Source organism: Paenibacillus sp. BIC5C1, assembly GCF_032399705.1.
GTDB lineage: Bacteria > Bacillota > Bacilli > Paenibacillales > Paenibacillaceae > Paenibacillus > Paenibacillus taichungensis_A.
In genome coordinates, this window is record NZ_CP135922.1 from 6,196,359 (window position 1) to 6,216,090 (window position 19,732).

The window sequence follows — 19,732 nt, forward strand, 5'->3', positions numbered from 1 at the left end:
CACAGCAAAAAACCATCATCATTCAACATATTTAGCGGTTTCCCATCACATACTACATCCAGTATCTAATCAAGGAGGGGTTGTGCACATGAAACGGCCTTTGTGGCAGTTATGCTGTGTCGTACTTGGACTATCCGTCATGCTCGCCGGCTGTGGCTCAGATCAGAATTATTCGCCTCCTCAGGGCGGTTATAAAGAGATGAAAACGATGGTCGTGGATATTCTCAAAAGTGACGAAGGCAAAAAGGCGGTCGAGGAAGCTCTCACCGGACAAAGTTCTTCTGGTGGTGGCGAAGGCGGCGCTTCTGGCCAAAGCGGAGCTTCTGGCGGTGGATCTGGGACAGTGGGTATGAAAATGTTAATGCCTATGCAATCTTCAGAACAAATACGTATAGCCGTAAAAGATACCATCACAGCTCCTGAATACCAGAAGGAATTCGAGAAAATTATGACGGATCCACAATTTGCAGGTGAATTCGCCAAAGTAATTAACTCTCAAAGCAAGCAGCTGCATATGCAGCTAATCAAAGATCCAACGTATCAAAAATCCATTGGAGATGTCATGAAATCTCCTGAAGTATCCAAGATGTTCATGGATATGACCAAGACACCAGAGTATCGTAAACAAACGATGACCGTTATGCAGGAAGTCATGCAAAATCCTTTATTCCGGATGGAAGTACTGACTTTGCTTAAGAAGGTAGTCCAGGATGAGTTGCAACCCAAAACTGAACAAGGCGGCAAACAGGACGGCCAAAGCAAGGATAGTGGAGATGGCGGAAGTGGTGACGGTAGTAGTGATGGTAACAGTAGTGGCGACGGAAGTAATGGAGGATCATAAGTCGCTATACTTTAAAGTTAAAAAGTTATCACATGTTGAAAAAAAGCCCGCATCCATTGATGTGGGCTTTTTATATATTTTACATCCTTAGAATATTTAAAACTTGGCATCAACAGACTGGGCAACCTCGTCATAGATCGCACCGATGCTTGAATCTGCTTTGTACACGGATGGGGAAAAATCCGGCTCCGAAATATGATTATCCGGCGCTCCCAGTGGAATCTGCGCAAGCAGTTCTGTATGAAGACTCTCGGCAAGAGTACCCCCACCGCCTCGGCCAAATACATAATCTTTCTCTCCGCATTTGCTGCATTCATAATAAGCCATATTCTCTACGACACCAAGCAGCTCATGTTCCGTCTGAATGGCCATGGCACCTGCACGTGCAGCTACAAAAGCAGCGGTTGCATGCGGTGTTGTCACGATGATTTCTTTGCTGTGAGGCAGCATCTGATGCACGTCTAGTGCGACGTCCCCCGTACCCGGAGGCAAATCAAGCAGCATATAATCCAACTCTCCCCAGTTTACATCGGTAAAGAATTGACGCAACATCCGCCCCAACATAGGTCCACGCCAGATCACCGGGTTATTCTCTCGAATAAAGAATCCCATCGACATCACTTTTACGCCAAAACGCTCAACGGGTTGAATAACCCCGTCTTCAACGACTGGGTATTCCTCAATGCCCATCATATCAGGTACACTGAAGCCGTATATATCTGCATCAATCAAGCCAACCTTCTTGCCTTGACGTGCCAGAGCCGCTGCCAAATTAACGGTTACCGTCGATTTGCCGACGCCGCCTTTACCACTAGCAACAGCAATAAAACGTACGCCAGATTCAGGACTTAACAACTCATGTCCGTCCAGCCCTGCTGCATGGCCTTTGACAAGCACTTCGTCCTGGTCTTCCTCATGATCCGCTTGTCCTATGTTGAGGCTCTCACGCTCATGTTCTGACGCTGCACGCAGTCGAATATGTACATCATTCACTCCGTGTTGGGACAACAGGTTGCGCGCGGCATCGCTTAGAGCAGTTGTATCCTCTGTGCGGTTCTCCAGCGTCACCATAGTAAGAGCAACATGATTTTCTTTAATCATGACATCACGGACCCACTGCAGTTCAGTCAAACTTAAGCCCAATTGCGGTTCCTGCAATGGCTGCAATAGTTCAAGTATCTGTTCTTTTGATAACATCAGACAGCACCTCAGCTTTATCTATTGGCATGTAATTAGGTATGCTGATCCAATTATATCATTACATTTCTCATTGTGACTAACTTTTAGGACGTTCTCCTGAAGAATAACGGAGAATCCCGTTATAGATGGATGCAGCCACTTTGCGCTGATAGGTCTCATCAGCAAGCAGACGCGCTTCTTCCGGGTGAGAAAGGAAACCGACCTCTACTAGTGCCGAGGGAATTTTTAACGCCTGGAGCAAATAAACGGTATTTACCGTTTTCGCAATTCGATCTGTATTTTCCAAATTACGAATCATCTCTTGCTGAAGCAGATTGGCCAACCCTTCATTATCAGGATGATTAGGTGTATAAAAAACTTGAGCACCACTCCAGCGGTTCGAAGGAACACTGTTCATATGAATGCTGATAAAGAGATCTGCCTGCTTATCTTCGATTCTTCTTACTCTTTGTTTCAGGTCTTCCGTTTTGCGTTTGGAGTAACCCTTGGTGTCTGTAGCAGCCAGATCGGTGTCTATTTCTCGCGTCATCACAACCAAGGCCCCTGCTTGCTGCAGATAATCTCGTACATACAGCGCAATGGATAAATTAATATCTTTCTCGATGACTCCCTGCTTACTCACCGCTCCCCCATCGGGCCCACCATGTCCTGCATCAATGGCTATGACTTTTCCCGCTAATGGCAGCCCCCAGTAACCTGACATTTTGGTAGAAGGCAACTCATACGTCACGACTGCCACAAACATCGTAAGCAAACAGAGGCTTAACATGACCCTCTTCATGGTTCGTAACCTAATCCAGATCACAAAGTGCTTCCCCATATTTTTACGCATAAAAAAAACCACCTCGTCCCTATAAATGACTCTAATCATCTATATGGGACAAGATGGACAAATATACCGTCAGGAGCGGACTTGCTCTGCCATTCCTTCAATCAGCACCTCAGCAACCTCAGGGCGCGTAAATTCAGGTGGAGGGCATTGGCCATCTCTTAGCAAGCCACGTACTTTGGTGCCAGACAAAGCCATATGGTGTTCTTTATCATGCGGGCAGGTTTTGCTTGATGCCATGTTGCCACATTTGGTGCAGAAAAAACTATGTTCAAAGAACAATGGCGTGATACCGAGTTCTTCCGGTGAGAAGTTAGTAAATATCTCCTGCGCTTCATACGTTCCGTAGTAGTCACCCACACCTGCATGGTCACGGCCTACAATAAAGTGGGTACAACCATAATTTTTACGTACCATCGCGTGGAAAATGGCCTCTCTTGGACCAGCATACCTCATAGCCGCCGGGAATACGCCGAGGAACGCACGATCAGCCGGATAATAGTTCTCGAGCAAAACCAGATAACTCTTCATTCGTACATCAGCAGGCACGTCATCAGACTTCGTTTCACCTACAAGCGGATTTAAGAATAGTGCGTCCACAATCTCCATTGCACTCTTCTGAATGTACTCATGGGCACGATGGACCGGGTTACGCGTCTGGAAACCAACAACGGTCTTCCAGCCCTTCTCCTCGAAGGTTTTCCGTGTCTCAGCAGGGTCATAATAGAACTGTTCGAACTTGGCCGGTTTGGGGCGGTTAAGCACTTGAATTGGACCTCCTACATATGTTGCAGGTCGTTCCAGCAGTTTCTTCACACCCGGGTGTTCTGGATCATCCGTTTTGAAGACACGACGTGCTTCTTCACCCTGATCTACTTTGTATATGCTCTTCACTTCCAGCAATCCATAGGTTATTCCATCATCATCGCCAATAAGTGCAACAGTCTCACCGATCTGGAGTGATGCAGCCTGATGCTCATCTACAGCCAGGGTAATTGGTATGCTCCAGACTGTTCCGTCTGCAAGACGCATGCGAGATATAACTGAAAGATAGTCTTCTTCATTCATAAAACCTTGAAGCGGTGAAAATGCACCTACACCAATGAGATCCAAATCCGAAATTGTCCAGCTGTTAATACGTAAAGAGGAAAGTTTCTCACTCTCTCGTAATAATTGTTCCCGTTCCTCTCCTTGTACGACACGCTGAATCAGCGCACCTCCATGAGGCAGAATCGAAGTCATCTTGTCAGCTCCCTGTTTCACCATTTTTTATAACATCAAGAATGAATTCAGTGCATTATAAAATCCTTAACTTACTCTGACACAATTATTTATGAAGACCACATTCCGTTTTTTCATTTCCAGACCAGCGTCCCGCACGTGGATCTTCTCCTGCCATAACTTGACGTGTGCAATACTCACAACCGATACTCGGGTAATTCTGATCATGCAGCGGGTTATATACGACATTATTGGCACGAATATACTCCCATACATCCTCTGAAGTCCAGTGGGCGATCGGATTGAACTTCATAAGACCAAACTTGGCATCATACTCAACCTTCTTGGAATTTGCACGTGTCGGCGCCTGATCTCTCCGAATACCGGTTATCCATGCATCATACTGGGATAAAATACGTGTCAACGGCTCAACCTTCCGAATATTACAACAAGCATTAGGATCCGATTTCCACAATTCATCTCCATGTTGAGCTGCCTGCTCTTCAGGAGTAATTTTCGGTGATACACGTACAAAATCAAGATTGTATTTCTCCTTCATTTTGTCACGAGTTTCGTATGTTTCCTTAAAATGAAAATCGGTATCCAGATAAAATATATCCGTAGATGGGCTGATCTTCTGAAGCATATCTACAAGTACAACATCCTCTGCACCGAAACTGCATGCAAAAGTGATATTTGGGAACGTCTCAATAGCGTAACGAATAATATCCTCTGGACTTGCGTTCTCCAACTCTTCAGCTTTCGTCCGTGCAAGTTCTTCTTTCTCCAACAAGTTCATGTCTGCATTTCCCCCATTCTGCATTTCAACAATTACTAAAGCCGACTAATCTAATATGAATTATGTATAGTATAAATCTTTCATGGGGGATGTCAATGCCTGCCATATGGTAAAATACATCAGTTTCAGCCCGTATTTTTGCTGTACATTCTCGAAATAATTTGGTGTTCATTATTCAATTAATTGATTTGTGGATAAAATCATCCACGTGTAGCAACATCAATTTTCACCTTATCCTTATCTACTCATCATTGAAATCCTTTGTCACTACTGGGTTTATGATACACATTTAATAAAACGAAGTATAGAATTGCTCTATAGATTCAAACGGATATAGAAGAACAAGAAGGATTTAATAAGGAGATAAATGCGGGAATCCTTTTCTTCAATAGTAAGGGACCTTTATCAAAACCATAAGAAAAACTGATGACATTGAGGATGAAAAATGAATGATTCCAACCATCATAAAGTTCTATTCTACAAATTTGATTAGTGGTTATGTGAGGGTTGCATTTACTGGAGTATTTGCTGAGGGAGAAATTTTAACCGAAACAGAGGAACTAGAAGAAACTGAAGCTACTTTGGTGCATCTTTCTGAAGTAAAGAGCATTTAATATATCTAATGGACTGTAGAATACAAAAAAGCCTTTGACCGAGGCCAAAGGCTTGTAATGCATATTAACGTTTGGAGAACTGAGGTGCGCGACGTGCGGCTTTGAGACCGTATTTTTTACGCTCTTTCATCCGTGGGTCACGAGTCAGGAATCCTGCTTTTTTCAGGGAAGCACGGTATTCCGGATCTGCTTTCAACAGAGCGCGGGAGATACCATGACGGATCGCGCCGGCTTGACCGGAGATTCCGCCACCATGAGCGATAACAAGAACATCATAGTTGCTGAGTGTTTCTGTCAGGTTCAGTGGTTGTTTTACGATCAGTTTGAGTGTTTCCAAACCGAAGTATTCATTAATATCACGTTTATTGATGACAATGCGTCCTTCACCCGGTACAAGGCGAACACGAGCTACCGAATGTTTACGACGACCTGTCCCATAGTATTGTACTTGTGCCATGAAACTGTCCTCCTTTTAATTAACCGCGAAGTTCATAAACTTCTGGTTTTTGTGCTGCATGTGGATGCTCAGTGCCTCTGTACGCTTTAAGTCTCAACTTCATTTTCTCGCCCATGCGAGTTTTAGGAAGCATACCGCGAACAGCCAATTCCAACATACGTTCCGGTTTGTTTTTAACCATCTCTTCAGCAGTAGTTACTTTCAAACCACCTGGGTGCATCGAGTGACGGTAGTATTTTTTACCTTGCATTTTTTTACCAGTCAATACAATTTTCTCTGCATTGATGATAACAACGAAATCGCCAGTGTCCACATGTGGAGTGAATTGTGGCTTATGTTTGCCGCGGATCAAAGCAGCTGCTTCGCTCGCCAAACGTCCGAGCGTTTTGCCTTCGGCATCAATGATGTGCCATTGGCGCTCAACTTCGTTAGGCTTCGCCATGTACGTGGTACGCATGAAAAGTTCCTCCTTAAAATGTTCAACATCATTATATTCATTTATCTTCGTTCATTAAGTGATAACTTTAGGTGTTGATGGATAGTTCTTTCGTTGTGACCCTCTTAATTGGGGCTGTGGGAAAGCCATTAAGAAAACACAACTTTTATATTACATGATAGGAGCTTAAATCGCAAGTGTTAATTAAGCATTTCACTTCGCAAATTTAATCTTTTTTGTATTCAAGGTCCCAGAGCATTAAACCGCAGCTAACCGCAGTAGGTCCTGCAGAAGAACGATTACAAGCGGCAATCATATTCGGTACGTCAGAGGCTTTCCGTTTGCCCTCTCCGACCTCCAGCAGTGTACCAACAATAATACGAACCATATGCTGCAAAAAGCCGTTGCCACTCACATAGATGTGAATGACACCCTGATCGCGCGGATGGTCCCTACACATTGAACGGTCCACTTCTATCCATGCTTCGTATACCGAACGTACATGATTTTCTTTCTGAGACTTGCGTGAAGCAAAGGAGGTGAAATCATACGTACCAATAAAATGACGCAACCCCTCCTGCATTGCCGCAATGTCCAGCTTGGCATGATGATGATACTGCAGCCTCCGGTTAAATACATCCGGGAATTGATTCGCATTGACGGTATACCGATACGTTTTTTTTTTCGCAGCATAGCGAGAATGAAAATCATTTGGTACTTCAACCGCATCAATAACGATAATATCGGATGGTAATCTGGAGTTGAGCGCCATACACCAACGTTCAATCGGGATCTGGGATTCCGTAGGGAAATTGAAGATTTGTCTGCGTGCGTGAACGCCTGCATCCGTTCTGCCTGAACCCGTAATTTTAACCTTCTCACCAGTTAAAGCACGAATAGCATCTTCAATATGATCCTGAATGGTATTCCCTCCCGGCTGAACCTGAAAGCCGTAATAGGCAGTGCCATCATAAGTTAACGTCATACACAAGTTGCGCATCAATACCACACCTTTGTTCCATACTATACATGTGCCTATCCCGAACAGCAAAAGAAGCCCCTTTCGGAGCTTCTATTACAGCACGAAATCCGAAATGAAGAGAAAAAAAGGGTTAAACCAGAATCAACGATTCTGTCCCCTTTCCTCATCTCATCTGTTCTACGCGCGGTCAACCAGTTCCAAGTAAACCATAGGCGCAGCGTCACCACGACGAGGTCCCAGTTTCAGAATACGAGTGTATCCACCTGGACGCTCAGCGTAACGACCGGACAATTCGCTAAACAGTTTTTGGATTGCATCTTGCTCACCATCGATTGTTTCGCGGCGAACATAAGCTGCCACTTGGCGACGGGCATGAAGATCTCCCTTTTTCGCTTTAGTGATCAGTTTTTCAGCAATAGAGCGAACCTCTTTTGCTTTCGCTTCAGTTGTCTGAATGCGTTCGTATAAGAACAGGTCGGTTACCAGGTCACGGAACAAAGCTTTACGTGCGCTGGAATTACGGCCCAACTTTTGGTATGCCATTGTTTTCCCTCCTTCACTTCAAGCACTCGGCTGTCTATTCTTCTGTACGGAGTCCCAAACCAAGTTCCTCAAGCTTCTCTTGAACTTCTTCCAAAGACTTGCGTCCGAGGTTACGGACTTTCATCATGTCTTCTTCTGTTTTCGTAGTCAGCTCTTGTACGGTATTAATACCAGCACGTTTGAGGCAGTTATAGGAACGAACAGAGAGATCCAGCTCTTCGATCGTCATTTCGAGTACTTTTTCTTTTTTGTCTTCTTCTTTTTCGACCATAATCTCTGCATCTTTCGCTTCGTCTGTAAGACCCACGAAGAGCATCAGATGCTCGGTCAAAATTTTAGCGCCAAGGCTTACAGCCTCTTCAGGACGAATACTTCCATCAGTCCAAACTTCCAACGTGAGCTTGTCATAGTTGGTTACTTGGCCGACACGCGTATTTTCCACAGCGTAGTTAACGCGGCTGATCGGGGTGAAGATGGAATCGACTGGGATGACGCCGATCGGCTGGTCATCGCGTTTATTCCGATCTGCCTGGACGTAGCCGCGACCGCGATTGGCAAAAATACGCATGTGAAGTCTCGAACCTGGTCCGAGCGTAGCAATGTGCAAATCCGGGTTAAGGATTTCCACATCGGAGTCAGCACGGATATCTCCAGCCGTAATTGCTCCTTCGCCTTCAGCATCAATCTCGAGCACTTTCTCCTCATCAGAATGAATTTTAAGCGACAAAGCTTTCAGGTTAAGAATGATCTCCGTAACATCTTCCATTACGCCAGGAACTGTAGCAAATTCATGCAGAACGCCATCGATTTGAACCGAAGACACTGCCGCACCCGGCAGTGACGAGAGCAAGATTCGGCGAAGCGAGTTTCCAAGCGTCGTACCGTATCCGCGCTCAAGCGGTTCTACTACGAATTTCCCATAGGTGCCATCATCGTTGACGTCTACCGTCTCAATTTTCGGCTTTTCGATTTCAATCACTGCAATACCCCTCCTTCAAAACGTCGGTCCTCTATGAAACATTTACCTTCTCTTGCGAAAACATGTAGTAGTATGCCTAAACAACCATTATTAGCAGATTGTGCCGGAAATATACCACACGCAGGGGCAAATCTCATTAGACACGACGACGTTTTGGAGGACGGCATCCGTTATGCGGGACTGGAGTTACGTCTTTGATCAGGTTAACTTCAAGACCTGCAGCTTGCAAAGAGCGGATCGCTGCTTCACGGCCTGCGCCTGGTCCTTTAACCATAACCTCAACGGCTTTCATCCCATGTTCCATTGCAGCTTTGGCAGCAGTCTCAGCAGCCATTTGTGCAGCAAACGGAGTCGATTTACGGGAACCTCTGAATCCGAGGCCGCCGGAGCTTGCCCACGAAATTGCATTTCCGTGAGGGTCCGTAATGGTAACGATAGTGTTATTGAACGTGGAGCGGATATGTGCCACGCCAGATTCAATATTTTTACGGTCACGACGTTTAGTACGTACGACTTTTTTCGGTTTAGCCATTTTCTCTTATCCCCCCTTATTATTTCTTCTTGTTCGCTACAGTACGACGAGGACCTTTACGAGTACGAGCATTCGTTTTCGTACGTTGTCCACGAACAGGCAGACCACGACGATGACGAACTCCACGGTAACAACCGATCTCCGTCAAACGCTTAATATTCAAAGAGATTTCACGACGCAGGTCACCTTCTACTTTGACCTCTTTGTCGATACTTTCACGCAATTTGCTGACTTCATCTTCCGTCAAATCACGAACACGAGTGTCCGGATTGATGCCTGTTGTGCTCAGAATTTTCTGGGAAGTCGTTTTACCGATTCCGAAAATATAAGTCAAGGCGATCTCAACGCGCTTATCACGTGGCAAATCCACACCAGCTATACGTGCCATTTTACGCTACACCCCCTTCTTTAACCTTGTTTTTGTTTGTGTTTCGGATTTTCACAGATAACCATAACATTCCCTTTGCGGCGAATGACTTTGCATTTTTCGCAAATCGGCTTGACCGAAGGTCTTACCTTCATGTGAATTACCTCCTCAAAGTTTTGCTTAGCAAAACTCTCTTCGTAAGCATTGACCTTGTTCTACTATTGTAAAACCGGCTTCGAAGCTTTCGCAAGTTTTGCCGGGCAAAACCCGCTTCATAAGCTTCACAGTTCATTGCAACTGTCTACTACTATTTACGGTAAGTTATACGACCTTTTGTCAAATCATAAGGCGATAACTGAACAACCACTTTGTCTCCAGTCAGAATACGGATAAAGTGCATCCGCAACTTGCCGGAAACGTGAGCGAGAATTTGATGACCGTTCTCAAGCTCAACCTTGAACGTTGCATTCGGTAGCGGTTCGAGAACCGTACCTTCCACTTCAATGACATCTTCCTTGGCCATTAGTCAGTCTCCTTTCTCTTCAGCTTGAATGTTGGTGGATTCCAGAAACGAATGAACCGCATAGCGGAGCTTTCCGTTTGTCACCCGACCACTCTCGTTTAAACTGTTTACGACCTCGCTGCTAATCATCGGCTGGAGTTCAAGATGAAGAATATTCTTCTTCTTGGGTTGATCAAACTTACGTTTGTCTCCATCCGCAATATATACGAACCTGCTGTCCGCTATAGCAACAATTACTGCGGCTTGGTCCGCATTGCGGCCTTTACGGATCTTCACAAGTTGACCGAGCTGCGGATTAGACTGATTGTTCATGCCTTATCACCTACGCATTCAGTTTTGTGAAAATTTCCATGCCTTCTGGTGTAACTGCTACGGTGTGTTCAAAGTGGGCGCATAACGATCCATCAACAGTGACGACAGTCCAGTTATCTTCCAACGTTTTCACATACCGTCTGCCTGCGTTAACCATCGGCTCTATGGCCAGCACCATGCCCGCTTTAAGCCGTGGTCCCCGATCAGGAAGACCATAGTTCGGAATCTGTGGTTCTTCGTGCAGATCCGCTCCTATGCCGTGACCGACATATTCACGTACTACCGAGAACCCTTCATCTTCAATATATTTCTGAATCGCATGAGATATTGTAAACAAGCGAACGTCCGGTTTAACCAGCGCCAGACCTGCGTATAACGAAGCCTCGGTAACGTCCAGAAGACGACGGGCTTCTTCGGAAATACGGCCGACTGGATAAGTCCAGGCGGAATCTCCGTGATAACCCTGGTACTGCGCGCCAATGTCAAACGTAACGATATCGCCCTCGTTCAACTTTCGTTTGCCGGGAAATCCATGCACCAACTCTTCATTCACTGAAGCGCACACACTGGCAGGGAAACCGTTATAACCTTTGAAAGACGGCACAGCTCCTTGACTGCGGATGTATTGATCGGCCATATGGTCAAGTTCTCCAGTCGTAATACCGGGAGCGATATGCTCTGCCAAGAGACGATGCGTTTCCGCAACAATTCTCCCCGCTTCCCTCATCAAGCCCAGTTCCGTTTCGGACTTACCAATGATCATTCAATTAACCTCGCAGCAGGGACACGATTTCATGAGAAACTTGATCGATATCCTGCTCTCCGTCCATTTGACGAAGAAGGCCTTTGTTCTCATAAAATGTGAGGAGTGGTGCTGTTTTGTTGATATATTCGTCGAGACGTGTGCCTACGCTCTCTTCATTATCATCAGAGCGCTGGTACAAGTCACCGCCGCATTTATCACAAATACCTTCCTGCTTAGGCGGATTGAACACGACATGATAGGTGGCGCCACAGTTCTTACAAATGCGACGACCCGTTAAACGGGCGAGCAATTTGTTGCGGTCCACTTTCAGGTTGATTACATGGTCGAGACCTGAGTTCAGTCGATCCAGAATACCATCGAGCGCTTCTGCTTGAGACAGGGTTCTTGGAAAACCATCCAAGAGGAATCCTTCTCTGCAATCAGGCTGCTGCAAACGTTCTTCAACGATGCCGATCGTTACATCATCTGGTACGAGCAATCCTTGATCCATATATTCCTTGGCTTTCAGGCCAATGGGAGTTCCCTGTTTGATCGCGAGACGAAATGCATCGCCTGTTGAAATGTGGGGAATACCGAACTCTTTCACAATGACGTCTGCTTGCGTTCCTTTTCCTGCCCCCGGAGGGCCCATGAATAGGATGTTCACGTTATGTCACTCCCTCCAAGACTACCCTACATCAACAAACAGCACAATAGGTGCCGGCAAGTAAATCTTAACTTGACCGGTACCTATTGCCTATTTATTGATAAAACCTTTGTAGTGGCGTTTGATCAATTGGCTTTCGATTTGCTTCATCGTATCCAGCGCAACACCGATAACGATAAGGAGAGATGTTCCTCCAATTTGCGCAGATTGAGGCAAACCAGAAAGTGCCCCCAAGATTACAGGCAGAACGGAAATTACTGCCAAGAAGATGGCACCTGCCGTTGTCAAACGAGTCATGACACGGGTCAGATATTTCTCGGTTGCTTTACCCGGACGAATGCCTGGGATGTAACCGCCGTTCTTTTTCATGTTGTCAGCCATCTGCTGTGGATTCATCTGTACAAAAGTATAGAAGAATGTAAATCCGAAAATCATCACTACATACAGTAACATACCCAAAGGTTTATGTGTAGTGAGATTGGCTCCGATCCACTGTGCCCATGCACGATCAGCCCAGAAGTTTGCGATGATTGATGGGAACATCAACAGAGATGAAGCAAAGATGACAGGGATAACACCTGCTGCATTAATTTTCAGCGGGATATGTGTGTTCTGTCCACCGTACATTTTGTTACCTACGACGCGTTTAGCGTACTGTACAGGAATTTTCCGAATCGCCTGCTGGATGTAAATGACACCTATGATAATCAGCACAATAACAATTGCAACGATTACCCCTTTAAGAATGTTCATGAACAATTGGTCAGCTTGGATGAAGTCGGATTCGATCGTTTGTTTGATAATGTTAGGCACCGTTGATAGGATACCCGCAAAGATCAAAATCGAAATCCCGTTTCCTATGCCCTTCTCGGTGATCTGCTCACCAAGCCACATTAGGAATGAAGTACCGGCCGTAAGTACAATCGCGATCAAGATATAATCTGCAAATGTTGCATTAGGCACCATTTCTGTATTGTACAAGCGGTTGAATCCGATCGACGTACCAAACGCTTGAATCAATGCCAGACCTACCGTTAAATAACGGGTCAGTTGTGCAGATTTCTTCTTACCTTGTTCACCCTGCTTTGCCCACTCCGCTAATTTAGGAATAACGTCCATGGAAAGCAGCTGCACTATGATAGACGCAGTGATGTAAGGCACGATCCCGAGCGCAAATATCGAGAACTGGAAGAGCGCTCCACCCGAGAACGTATTGAGAAGTCCAAAAACTTCTTTACCCGCAGAATTTGTCGCTTCGAACACATCTTTGTTAACTCCCGGTACGGGAACAAAGGAGCCGATGCGGTAAATGATCAGTACAAAAAGGGTAAATAATACCCTTTTGCGCAGATCTTCAACCCGCCAGATATTCTTTAGGGTCTTGAACATTAAATCACCTCAGTTGTACCGCCGGCAGCTTCAATTTTCTCAATAGCAGATTGAGAAAACTTGTTAGCTTTAACAGTCAGCTTCACAGTGACATCACCGTTACCCAGGATTTTGATTCCGGATTTAGCGTTTTTAACTACGCCGTTCGTCATCAAGAATTCTGGAGTTACTTCAGTACCCGCAGCAAAACTGTTCAGGTCTTCAGTATTCACAACTGCATATTCTTTGCGAGTTGGGTTTACAAAACCACGTTTTGGCAAGCGACGATACAATGGATTTTGTCCACCTTCGAAGCCTGGACGTACTCCACCGCCAGAACGAGCGTTTTGTCCTTTGTGACCGCGACCTGATGTTTTACCTGTACCACTACTTGGACCGCGACCAAGACGTTTACGTTCTTTGCGGGATCCAGGAGATGGTGAAAGCTCATGTAACTTCATCGTTCGTTGCACCTCCTTAAAGATTTGTGGGATTAACCCGTTTTTAAGCTTCTACTTCTTTAACAGCAACCAAGTGGCTTACTTTGTTAATCATACCACGGATGGCAGGATTATCGTTTTGTACCACTTTGCTATTGATTTTGCGCAAACCCAATGTTTTCACAGTTGTTCTTTGCGTCTCCGGACGTCCGATCAAGCTGCGGACGAGGGTAATTTCTAATTTAGCCATGAGAATTCCCTCCTTAACCCAGAAGCTCTTCGACGGATTTTCCGCGCAGTTTAGCCACGTCTTCAGCACGCTTCAAACGGGACAAACCTTCCAAAGTCGCATTGACCATGTTCATGGAATTCGAAGAACCCAGAGATTTTGTCAAAATGTCACCTACACCAGCAAGTTCGAGAACCGCACGTACAGGACCACCAGCGATAACACCAGTACCTTCAGATGCTGGTTTCAACAGCACGCGTCCTGCGCCGAACTTACCTGTTACCAAGTGAGGAATCGATGTTCCTACGAGTGGAACGTGTACAAGGTTTTTCTTAGCGTCTTCAATACCTTTGCGAATTGCATCAGGTACTTCGCCCGCTTTACCGATACCAGCTCCAACCCAGCCGTTGCCGTCGCCGACTACAACCAGTGCGCTAAAGCTGAAACGGCGTCCGCCTTTTACTACTTTAGCTACGCGATTAATATTTACAACTCTTTCAGTCAGTTCCAAAGTATTCGGATCTACACGCAAGTCGTTAACCTCCTTTTGAAAAATATCTTAAAACTCAAGTCCTGCTTCACGAGCCGCTTCAGCCAATGCTGCGATACGACCATGGTACAGATAACCGCTACGGTCAAATACGATGTTGGAAACACCTTTGTCTTTAGCACGTTTAGCAACGAGTTCGCCAACTTTACGAGCGGATTCAACAGATGCACCATTTTTGATGTCAGTGCTCAATTCTTTGTCTACGGTAGACGCGGAAGCGATTGTTACACCAGCAACATCATCGATGATTTGAGCATACATATGTTTACCAGAACGGAATACGTTCAAACGAGGACGTGTTGCCGTTCCTTGGATTTTCTTACGAACACGCAGGTGTCTTTTCAGACGTGCCTTGTTTTTATCTGTTTTCGTAATCATCTCAGGGATTCACTCCTTTCAGGTTACCTCGCTGGCTTCAAACCGGAAGCCACGGGGTATATTAGAAACACAAGAAGCAAGCAAGCCGAAAACCGCGCAAAGGCGGTAAGAAAAATCTTATTTCTTCTTACCGGCTTTACCTTCCTTACGGATGATACGCTCGCCTTCATATTTAATACCTTTACCTTTGTACGGCTCAGGTTCACGAACGGAACGGATTTTAGCAGCGTAAGCACCTACACGCTCTTTATCGATTCCGCGAACGATGATTTTCGTATTCGAAGGAACTTCGAATTCGATTCCCGCTTCCGGTGTAATTTCAACCGGGTGAGAGTAGCCAACGTTCAGAACGATTTTATCTCCGGATTTGCTTGCACGATATCCGACCCCAACCAGCTCCAGAGATTTTGCGAATCCTTCAGTAACACCACTCACCATGTTGTTTACAACGCTACGCGTTGTGCCGTGCAAAGAACGGTGAGTTTTGTTATCGGAAGGACGCACAACTGTAATTTCGTTGTTTTCAACTGTTACCTTCATATCTTTATGAAGTTCACGAGTCAAAGATCCTTTTGGTCCTTTTACCGTAATAACGGTGTTGTCCAGTGTGATGTCCACACCACTTGGTACTGTAATTGGTTTGCGACCAATACGAGACATATGTTGCACCTCCTATCTTGTGACGTTATATTACCAAACGTAGCAGACGACTTCTCCGCCGGATTTTGATTGACGAGCTTCTTTGTCCGTCATGATACCTTTGGATGTCGAGATAATAGCGATACCCAGACCACCAAGTACACGAGGTACTTCGTTGCTTTTCGTGTAAACACGAAGACCAGGTTTACTGATTCTTTTCAGACCAGTAATAACACGCTCGTTATTTTGACCGTATTTCAGGAAAACACGGATAATCCCTTGTTTGTTATCATCGATAACTTCAGCGTCACGGATAAAACCTTCACGCTTCAAGATGTCGGCGATTTGTTTTTTCATTGTCGAAGCAGGCATTTCTACCGTTTCGTGACGAACTGTGTTCGCGTTACGAATACGAGTAAGCATATCTGCAATTGGATCAGACATAGTCATTGTGAGTTAACCTCCTTCCCGTTCAGGACTTTTTACCAGCTTGCTTTTTTCACGCCAGGGATCTGGCCTTTATAAGCTAATTCACGGAAGCAAATTCTGCAAATTTTGAACTTCTGCAGTACCGAATGTGGACGTCCGCAACGCTCACAGCGTGTATAAGCACGTACTTTAAACTTTGGTGTACGTTGTTGTTTAACTTTCATCGAAGTTTTTGCCACTTAGCCTGACACCTCCTAAATAATTTCGGAGAAAAGGGAGTCTTTCCAGACACCCGGAAACGTTATAGCAACATTATTTTACGAAAGGCATTCCGAGTTGCGTGAGCAATTCACGGGATTCTTCGTCTGTTTTCGCCGTTGTTACGATGACAATATCCATACCGCGGACTTTGTCTACTTTATCATACTCGATCTCTGGGAAGATCAATTGTTCTTTCAGACCCAGTGTGTAGTTACCACGTCCGTCGAAAGCTTTGCTCGATACACCGCGGAAGTCGCGGACACGAGGAAGCGTAACGTTGAACAGTTTATCGAGGAAGAAGTACATACGCTCGCCGCGCAATGTAACTTTAACACCGATAGGCATGTTCTCACGCAGTTTGAAACCTGCGATAGATTTTTTAGCACGAGTGATTACAGGTTTTTGACCTGCGATCAGTTGCAAATCGTTTACTGCGGAATCCAACACTTTGGAGTTTTGAACTGCGTCGCCCACACCCATGTTGATAACGATTTTCTCGATTTTCGGCACTTGCATTACCGTTGTATAATTAAACTTCTGCATCAAAGCAGGAGCAATTTCGTTCAGGTAACGTTCTTTCATTCTTGCTGCCATGAATCATAGACCTCCTTTCTCATTCGGTTCAATTAGTCGATAATTTCTCCGGAACGTTTTGCAACGCGCACTTTCTTTCCGTTGTCCAACACTTTGTAACCTACACGGGTTACTTTTCCGCTCTTCGGATCGATGTGCATTACGTTGGAAACGTGAATCGGAGCTTCCTTCTCGATAATGCCGCCTTGCGGATTTTGCTGGTTAGGCTTCTGGTGTTTTTTAATCATGTTAACACCTTCCACAAGGACGCGGTTCTCACGAGGATAAGCAGCGATGACACGGCCTTTTTTACCTTTGTCTTTACCGCTGATCACCATAACTGTATCTTCTTTTTTTACATGAAGTTTATTGTTATGGGATTCCAGAACTTTTTTCACTCTTGGCATTTCGTACACCTCCTGTTTCTAACATCACGAGATTAAGCTTTAGATAACTTCTGGGGCCAAGGAAACGATTTTCATGAAGTCTTTCTCGCGGAGTTCACGAGCAACAGGTCCGAAAATACGTGTTCCACGTGGGCTTCTGTCGTCTTTTACAACAACCGCTGCATTTTCATCAAAACCGATGTAGGAACCGTCTTTACGACGTACAGAACGTTTAGTACGAACGACAACCGCTCTAACTACATCACCTTTTTTGACAACGCCGCCTGGTGTTGCTTGTTTTACCGAACAAACGATCAGATCACCGATTTGAGCTGTACGACGTCCCGTACCGCCGAGTACGCGGATACACATCAGTTCCTTCGCACCGGAGTTGTCGGCCACAGTCAAACGTGTAAATGGTTGAATCATTTAGTATTCCTCCTTTCAGCTATGCTGCTGATGCATTAGATGATAATCGCTTTTTCTACGACTTCAGTAAGTCTCCAGCGTTTATCTTTCGAAAGCGGACGAGTCTCCATGATTTTCACCGTGTCACCGATTTTCGCAGTGTTTTCTTCGTCATGCGCTTTGAATTTTTTAGTAACCTTGATACGTTTATGGTACAAGTCGTGTTTTTTGTAAGTTTCTACAGCAACAACGATCGTTTTATCCATTTTATCACTGACTACTTTACCTGTTTGCACTTTACGTGCGTTACGTTCTTCGCTCATTGTTGGCCTCCTTCCTGATTACGGACGGATTAGACATCCGATCCCTAATTAACCGATTCCCAATTCTCTTTCACGGATAATGGTTTTAGCACGAGCTATTTCTTTCCGCACATCACGGATTCGAGTCGGGTTATCCAGCTGACCGGTAGCGAGTTGAAAGCGGAGGTTAAAGAGTTCTTCTTTAAATCCGGCAATCTTTTGCTCGATTTCAGCAGAGGTTAGGTTGCGAAATTCACTAGCTTTCATTTGCTTCACCACCCAATTCTTCACGTTTCACAAACTTCGTTTTGATTGGCAGTTTGTGAGCGGCAAGACGCATTGCTTCGCGTGCAATATCCTCCGGTACACCAGCAAGTTCAAACATGATCTTACCTGGTTTCACAACTGCAACCCATTTTTCTACGTTACCTTTACCGCTACCCATCCGAACCTCGAGAGGCTTTTGAGTGATTGGTTTGTCTGGGAAGATCTTGATCCAAACTTTACCACCACGTTTGATGTAACGAGTCATCGCAATACGAGCCGCTTCGATTTGACGGTTCGTAATCCAAGCCGGTTCCGTAGCTTGCAGACCGTATTCGCCAAAGTTCAGCGTAGTTCCGCCTTTAGCTTGGCCCTTCATATGTCCACGTTGTTGCTTACGGTGTTTTACACGTTTTGGTACCAACATGATTAGTTGCCTCCTTCCTTAGCAGCTTGTTTCTTAGCCGTAGGAAGAACCTCTCCACGATAGATCCATACTTTTACGCCGATACGGCCGTAAGTTGTATGAGCCTCTGCTGTACCGTAGTCGATGTCGGCACGAAGCGTGTGCAGTGGAACAGTTCCTTCGCTGTAGCCTTCCGAACGAGCAATCTCAGCACCGCCAAGACGTCCGCCCACTTGAGTTTTAATACCTTTTGCACCAGAGCGCATAGTTCTTTGAATAGCTTGTTTCAGAGCACGACGGAAAGAAACGCGACGTTCCAATTGTTGTGCAATGCTTTCAGCTACCAGGATTGCGTCCAGGTCTTGGTTCTTAATTTCAGAGATGTTGATGTGTACTTTTTTACCGCCTGCGATTTTCGTAATTTGATTACGCAGATTTTCAACTTCAGATCCACCCTTACCGATAACCATACCTGGTTTCGCAGTGTGAATCGTTACGTTTACGCGGTTAGCCGCTCTCTCGATTTCAACACGAGACATAGCGGAGTCTTTCAATTTATTTTTCAGGAATTCACGAATTTTCACGTCTTCCATCAAAAGATCGCCGAAGTCTTTACCTGCATACCACTTAGATTCCCAGTCACGGATAATTCCGACACGGAGTCCGACTGGATTTACCTTTTGGCCCACACATTTCCCCTCCTTCTACTTTTCAGATACCACCAAAGTGATGTGGCTAGTACGTTTGTTAATACGACTTGCACGTCCCATTGCACGAGGGCGGAAACGTTTCATTGTCGGTCCTTGGTTCACGTAAGCTTGCGAAATGACCAAGTTATTAACATCCAAAGAATAGTTATGTTCCGCATTTGCAATCGCGGAGTTAAGCAACTTCTCAACAATCGGAGAAGCGGATTTCGGAGTGTGACGGAGAATGGCAACCGCCTCACCAACTTGCTTGCCGCGAATCAAGTCAACAACGAGTTGAACTTTACGAGGGGCAATCCGGATAAACTTAGCATGTGCTTTTGCTTCCATTGTGTAACCTCCTCT

At 45.3% G+C, this 19,732-nt stretch carries 34 protein-coding genes; 2 read left to right on the top strand and 32 right to left on the bottom strand.

Translation table 11 applies throughout. The annotated features are described in order from the left end of the window. Positions 1–88: 88 nt before the first annotated feature. Complete coding sequence (gene gerD / locus RS891_RS27860; RefSeq protein WP_113055835.1) at positions 89–841, top strand: spore germination lipoprotein GerD; 753 nt, start codon at positions 89–91, stop codon at positions 839–841. A 96-nt stretch (positions 842–937) separates the two neighbouring features. Here the strand turns inward: gerD and RS891_RS27865 are convergent, their stop codons facing one another. The 4 genes from RS891_RS27865 to RS891_RS27880 all read right to left on the bottom strand — a co-directional run bounded on the left by RS891_RS27865 (position 938) and on the right by RS891_RS27880 (position 4,890). Then, positions 938–2,038 (bottom strand): Mrp/NBP35 family ATP-binding protein, encoded by a 1,101-nt coding sequence (locus RS891_RS27865; RefSeq protein ID WP_113055836.1) that lies wholly within the window; start codon positions 2,036–2,038, stop codon positions 938–940. A 79-nt stretch (positions 2,039–2,117) separates the two neighbouring features. Then, positions 2,118–2,873, bottom strand: a complete 756-nt coding sequence (gene cwlD / locus RS891_RS27870) for an N-acetylmuramoyl-L-alanine amidase CwlD (protein WP_315793732.1) — start codon at positions 2,871–2,873, stop codon at positions 2,118–2,120. 69 nt (positions 2,874–2,942) lie between these two features. After that, entirely contained in the window at positions 2,943–4,112 is a 1,170-nt protein-coding gene (sat, locus tag RS891_RS27875; RefSeq protein ID WP_113055837.1) for a sulfate adenylyltransferase, read from the bottom strand. 85 nt (positions 4,113–4,197) lie between these two features. After that, positions 4,198–4,890: a phosphoadenylyl-sulfate reductase gene (locus RS891_RS27880; RefSeq protein ID WP_315793733.1), complete on the bottom strand. Its 693-nt coding sequence runs from the start codon at positions 4,888–4,890 to the stop codon at positions 4,198–4,200. Between the two features lie 449 nt (positions 4,891–5,339). Here RS891_RS27880 and RS891_RS27885 point away from each other — a divergent pair, with 449 nt between their 5' ends. Continuing rightward, positions 5,340–5,504 carry a hypothetical protein gene (locus tag RS891_RS27885; protein WP_181586749.1) on the top strand — a complete coding sequence of 55 codons (165 nt, stop codon included), beginning with the start codon at positions 5,340–5,342 and terminating at the stop codon, positions 5,502–5,504. 64 nt (positions 5,505–5,568) lie between these two features. On the opposite strand, the gene rpsI is transcribed toward RS891_RS27885, so the two are convergent. From rpsI to rplV, 28 genes are all read right to left on the bottom strand, one after another. After that, positions 5,569–5,961 (bottom strand): 30S ribosomal protein S9, encoded by a 393-nt coding sequence (rpsI, locus tag RS891_RS27890; RefSeq protein ID WP_024633563.1) that lies wholly within the window; start codon positions 5,959–5,961, stop codon positions 5,569–5,571. 19 nt (positions 5,962–5,980) lie between these two features. Next, entirely contained in the window at positions 5,981–6,418 is a 438-nt protein-coding gene (gene rplM / locus RS891_RS27895) for a 50S ribosomal protein L13 (protein ID WP_024633564.1), read from the bottom strand. A 205-nt stretch (positions 6,419–6,623) separates the two neighbouring features. Further along, positions 6,624–7,397: a tRNA pseudouridine(38-40) synthase TruA gene (truA, locus tag RS891_RS27900; RefSeq protein ID WP_315793734.1), complete on the bottom strand. Its 774-nt coding sequence runs from the start codon at positions 7,395–7,397 to the stop codon at positions 6,624–6,626. 159 nt (positions 7,398–7,556) lie between these two features. After that, positions 7,557–7,922, bottom strand: a complete 366-nt coding sequence (rplQ, locus tag RS891_RS27905) for a 50S ribosomal protein L17 (protein WP_017692102.1) — start codon at positions 7,920–7,922, stop codon at positions 7,557–7,559. Between the two features lie 34 nt (positions 7,923–7,956). After that, positions 7,957–8,901, bottom strand: a complete 945-nt coding sequence (locus RS891_RS27910; RefSeq protein ID WP_024633566.1) for a DNA-directed RNA polymerase subunit alpha — start codon at positions 8,899–8,901, stop codon at positions 7,957–7,959. 136 nt (positions 8,902–9,037) lie between these two features. Beyond that, on the bottom strand, positions 9,038–9,433 hold the full coding sequence (gene rpsK, locus RS891_RS27915) for a 30S ribosomal protein S11 (RefSeq protein ID WP_017692100.1): 396 nt from the start codon (positions 9,431–9,433) through the stop codon (positions 9,038–9,040). A 19-nt stretch (positions 9,434–9,452) separates the two neighbouring features. Continuing rightward, positions 9,453–9,821 carry a 30S ribosomal protein S13 gene (rpsM, locus tag RS891_RS27920; RefSeq protein ID WP_062329455.1) on the bottom strand — a complete coding sequence of 123 codons (369 nt, stop codon included), beginning with the start codon at positions 9,819–9,821 and terminating at the stop codon, positions 9,453–9,455. A 20-nt stretch (positions 9,822–9,841) separates the two neighbouring features. Next, positions 9,842–9,955 (bottom strand): 50S ribosomal protein L36, encoded by a 114-nt coding sequence (rpmJ, locus tag RS891_RS27925; RefSeq protein ID WP_003333770.1) that lies wholly within the window; start codon positions 9,953–9,955, stop codon positions 9,842–9,844. Between the two features lie 152 nt (positions 9,956–10,107). Continuing rightward, positions 10,108–10,323, bottom strand: coding sequence for a translation initiation factor IF-1 (infA, locus tag RS891_RS27930; protein ID WP_017692098.1), 216 nt, complete (start codon positions 10,321–10,323; stop codon positions 10,108–10,110). 3 nt (positions 10,324–10,326) lie between these two features. Next, complete coding sequence (locus RS891_RS27935; protein WP_095293407.1) at positions 10,327–10,635, bottom strand: KOW domain-containing RNA-binding protein; 309 nt, start codon at positions 10,633–10,635, stop codon at positions 10,327–10,329. Positions 10,636–10,645: 10 nt separating this feature from the next. Beyond that, positions 10,646–11,398: a type I methionyl aminopeptidase gene (gene map / locus RS891_RS27940; protein ID WP_024633569.1), complete on the bottom strand. Its 753-nt coding sequence runs from the start codon at positions 11,396–11,398 to the stop codon at positions 10,646–10,648. A 4-nt stretch (positions 11,399–11,402) separates the two neighbouring features. After that, positions 11,403–12,047: an adenylate kinase gene (locus RS891_RS27945; protein ID WP_024633570.1), complete on the bottom strand. Its 645-nt coding sequence runs from the start codon at positions 12,045–12,047 to the stop codon at positions 11,403–11,405. Between the two features lie 90 nt (positions 12,048–12,137). Next, the gene (secY, locus tag RS891_RS27950) at positions 12,138–13,436 is read right to left on the bottom strand and encodes a preprotein translocase subunit SecY (RefSeq protein ID WP_062329461.1); all 1,299 of its coding nucleotides are present in this window, start codon (positions 13,434–13,436) and stop codon (positions 12,138–12,140) included. Next, positions 13,436–13,876, bottom strand: coding sequence for a 50S ribosomal protein L15 (gene rplO, locus RS891_RS27955; RefSeq protein WP_062836188.1), 441 nt, complete (start codon positions 13,874–13,876; stop codon positions 13,436–13,438). The genes secY and rplO overlap by 1 nt, the downstream gene beginning before the upstream one ends. Before the next feature lie 43 nt (positions 13,877–13,919). After that, positions 13,920–14,105, bottom strand: a complete 186-nt coding sequence (rpmD, locus tag RS891_RS27960) for a 50S ribosomal protein L30 (protein ID WP_017692092.1) — start codon at positions 14,103–14,105, stop codon at positions 13,920–13,922. Between the two features lie 13 nt (positions 14,106–14,118). Further along, the gene (rpsE, locus tag RS891_RS27965) at positions 14,119–14,616 is read right to left on the bottom strand and encodes a 30S ribosomal protein S5 (protein WP_017692091.1); all 498 of its coding nucleotides are present in this window, start codon (positions 14,614–14,616) and stop codon (positions 14,119–14,121) included. 27 nt (positions 14,617–14,643) lie between these two features. Then, a complete protein-coding gene (gene rplR, locus RS891_RS27970) occupies positions 14,644–15,012 on the bottom strand; it encodes a 50S ribosomal protein L18 (RefSeq protein ID WP_113055840.1) in 369 nt (122 codons plus the stop codon). Positions 15,013–15,129: 117 nt separating this feature from the next. After that, on the bottom strand, positions 15,130–15,672 hold the full coding sequence (gene rplF / locus RS891_RS27975; RefSeq protein WP_024633576.1) for a 50S ribosomal protein L6: 543 nt from the start codon (positions 15,670–15,672) through the stop codon (positions 15,130–15,132). A 30-nt stretch (positions 15,673–15,702) separates the two neighbouring features. After that, complete coding sequence (gene rpsH / locus RS891_RS27980) at positions 15,703–16,101, bottom strand: 30S ribosomal protein S8 (RefSeq protein WP_017692088.1); 399 nt, start codon at positions 16,099–16,101, stop codon at positions 15,703–15,705. A 32-nt stretch (positions 16,102–16,133) separates the two neighbouring features. Next, the gene (locus tag RS891_RS27985) at positions 16,134–16,319 is read right to left on the bottom strand and encodes a type Z 30S ribosomal protein S14 (RefSeq protein ID WP_013312154.1); all 186 of its coding nucleotides are present in this window, start codon (positions 16,317–16,319) and stop codon (positions 16,134–16,136) included. 73 nt (positions 16,320–16,392) lie between these two features. Further along, positions 16,393–16,935: a 50S ribosomal protein L5 gene (rplE, locus tag RS891_RS27990; protein ID WP_062329467.1), complete on the bottom strand. Its 543-nt coding sequence runs from the start codon at positions 16,933–16,935 to the stop codon at positions 16,393–16,395. A gap of 32 nt (positions 16,936–16,967) precedes the next feature. Next, the gene (gene rplX, locus RS891_RS27995) at positions 16,968–17,321 is read right to left on the bottom strand and encodes a 50S ribosomal protein L24 (protein ID WP_024633578.1); all 354 of its coding nucleotides are present in this window, start codon (positions 17,319–17,321) and stop codon (positions 16,968–16,970) included. 39 nt (positions 17,322–17,360) lie between these two features. Then, positions 17,361–17,729 (bottom strand): 50S ribosomal protein L14, encoded by a 369-nt coding sequence (gene rplN, locus RS891_RS28000; protein ID WP_024633579.1) that lies wholly within the window; start codon positions 17,727–17,729, stop codon positions 17,361–17,363. 35 nt (positions 17,730–17,764) lie between these two features. Then, positions 17,765–18,031 carry a 30S ribosomal protein S17 gene (rpsQ, locus tag RS891_RS28005; RefSeq protein ID WP_024633580.1) on the bottom strand — a complete coding sequence of 89 codons (267 nt, stop codon included), beginning with the start codon at positions 18,029–18,031 and terminating at the stop codon, positions 17,765–17,767. A 48-nt stretch (positions 18,032–18,079) separates the two neighbouring features. After that, entirely contained in the window at positions 18,080–18,277 is a 198-nt protein-coding gene (gene rpmC / locus RS891_RS28010; protein WP_017692083.1) for a 50S ribosomal protein L29, read from the bottom strand. Beyond that, positions 18,267–18,701 carry a 50S ribosomal protein L16 gene (gene rplP, locus RS891_RS28015; RefSeq protein ID WP_076292170.1) on the bottom strand — a complete coding sequence of 145 codons (435 nt, stop codon included), beginning with the start codon at positions 18,699–18,701 and terminating at the stop codon, positions 18,267–18,269. The genes rpmC and rplP overlap by 11 nt, the downstream gene beginning before the upstream one ends. A 2-nt stretch (positions 18,702–18,703) precedes the next feature. After that, positions 18,704–19,369 (bottom strand): 30S ribosomal protein S3, encoded by a 666-nt coding sequence (gene rpsC, locus RS891_RS28020; protein WP_024633582.1) that lies wholly within the window; start codon positions 19,367–19,369, stop codon positions 18,704–18,706. A 15-nt stretch (positions 19,370–19,384) separates the two neighbouring features. After that, on the bottom strand, positions 19,385–19,717 hold the full coding sequence (rplV, locus tag RS891_RS28025; RefSeq protein ID WP_024633583.1) for a 50S ribosomal protein L22: 333 nt from the start codon (positions 19,715–19,717) through the stop codon (positions 19,385–19,387). Positions 19,718–19,732: the final 15 nt, after the last annotated feature.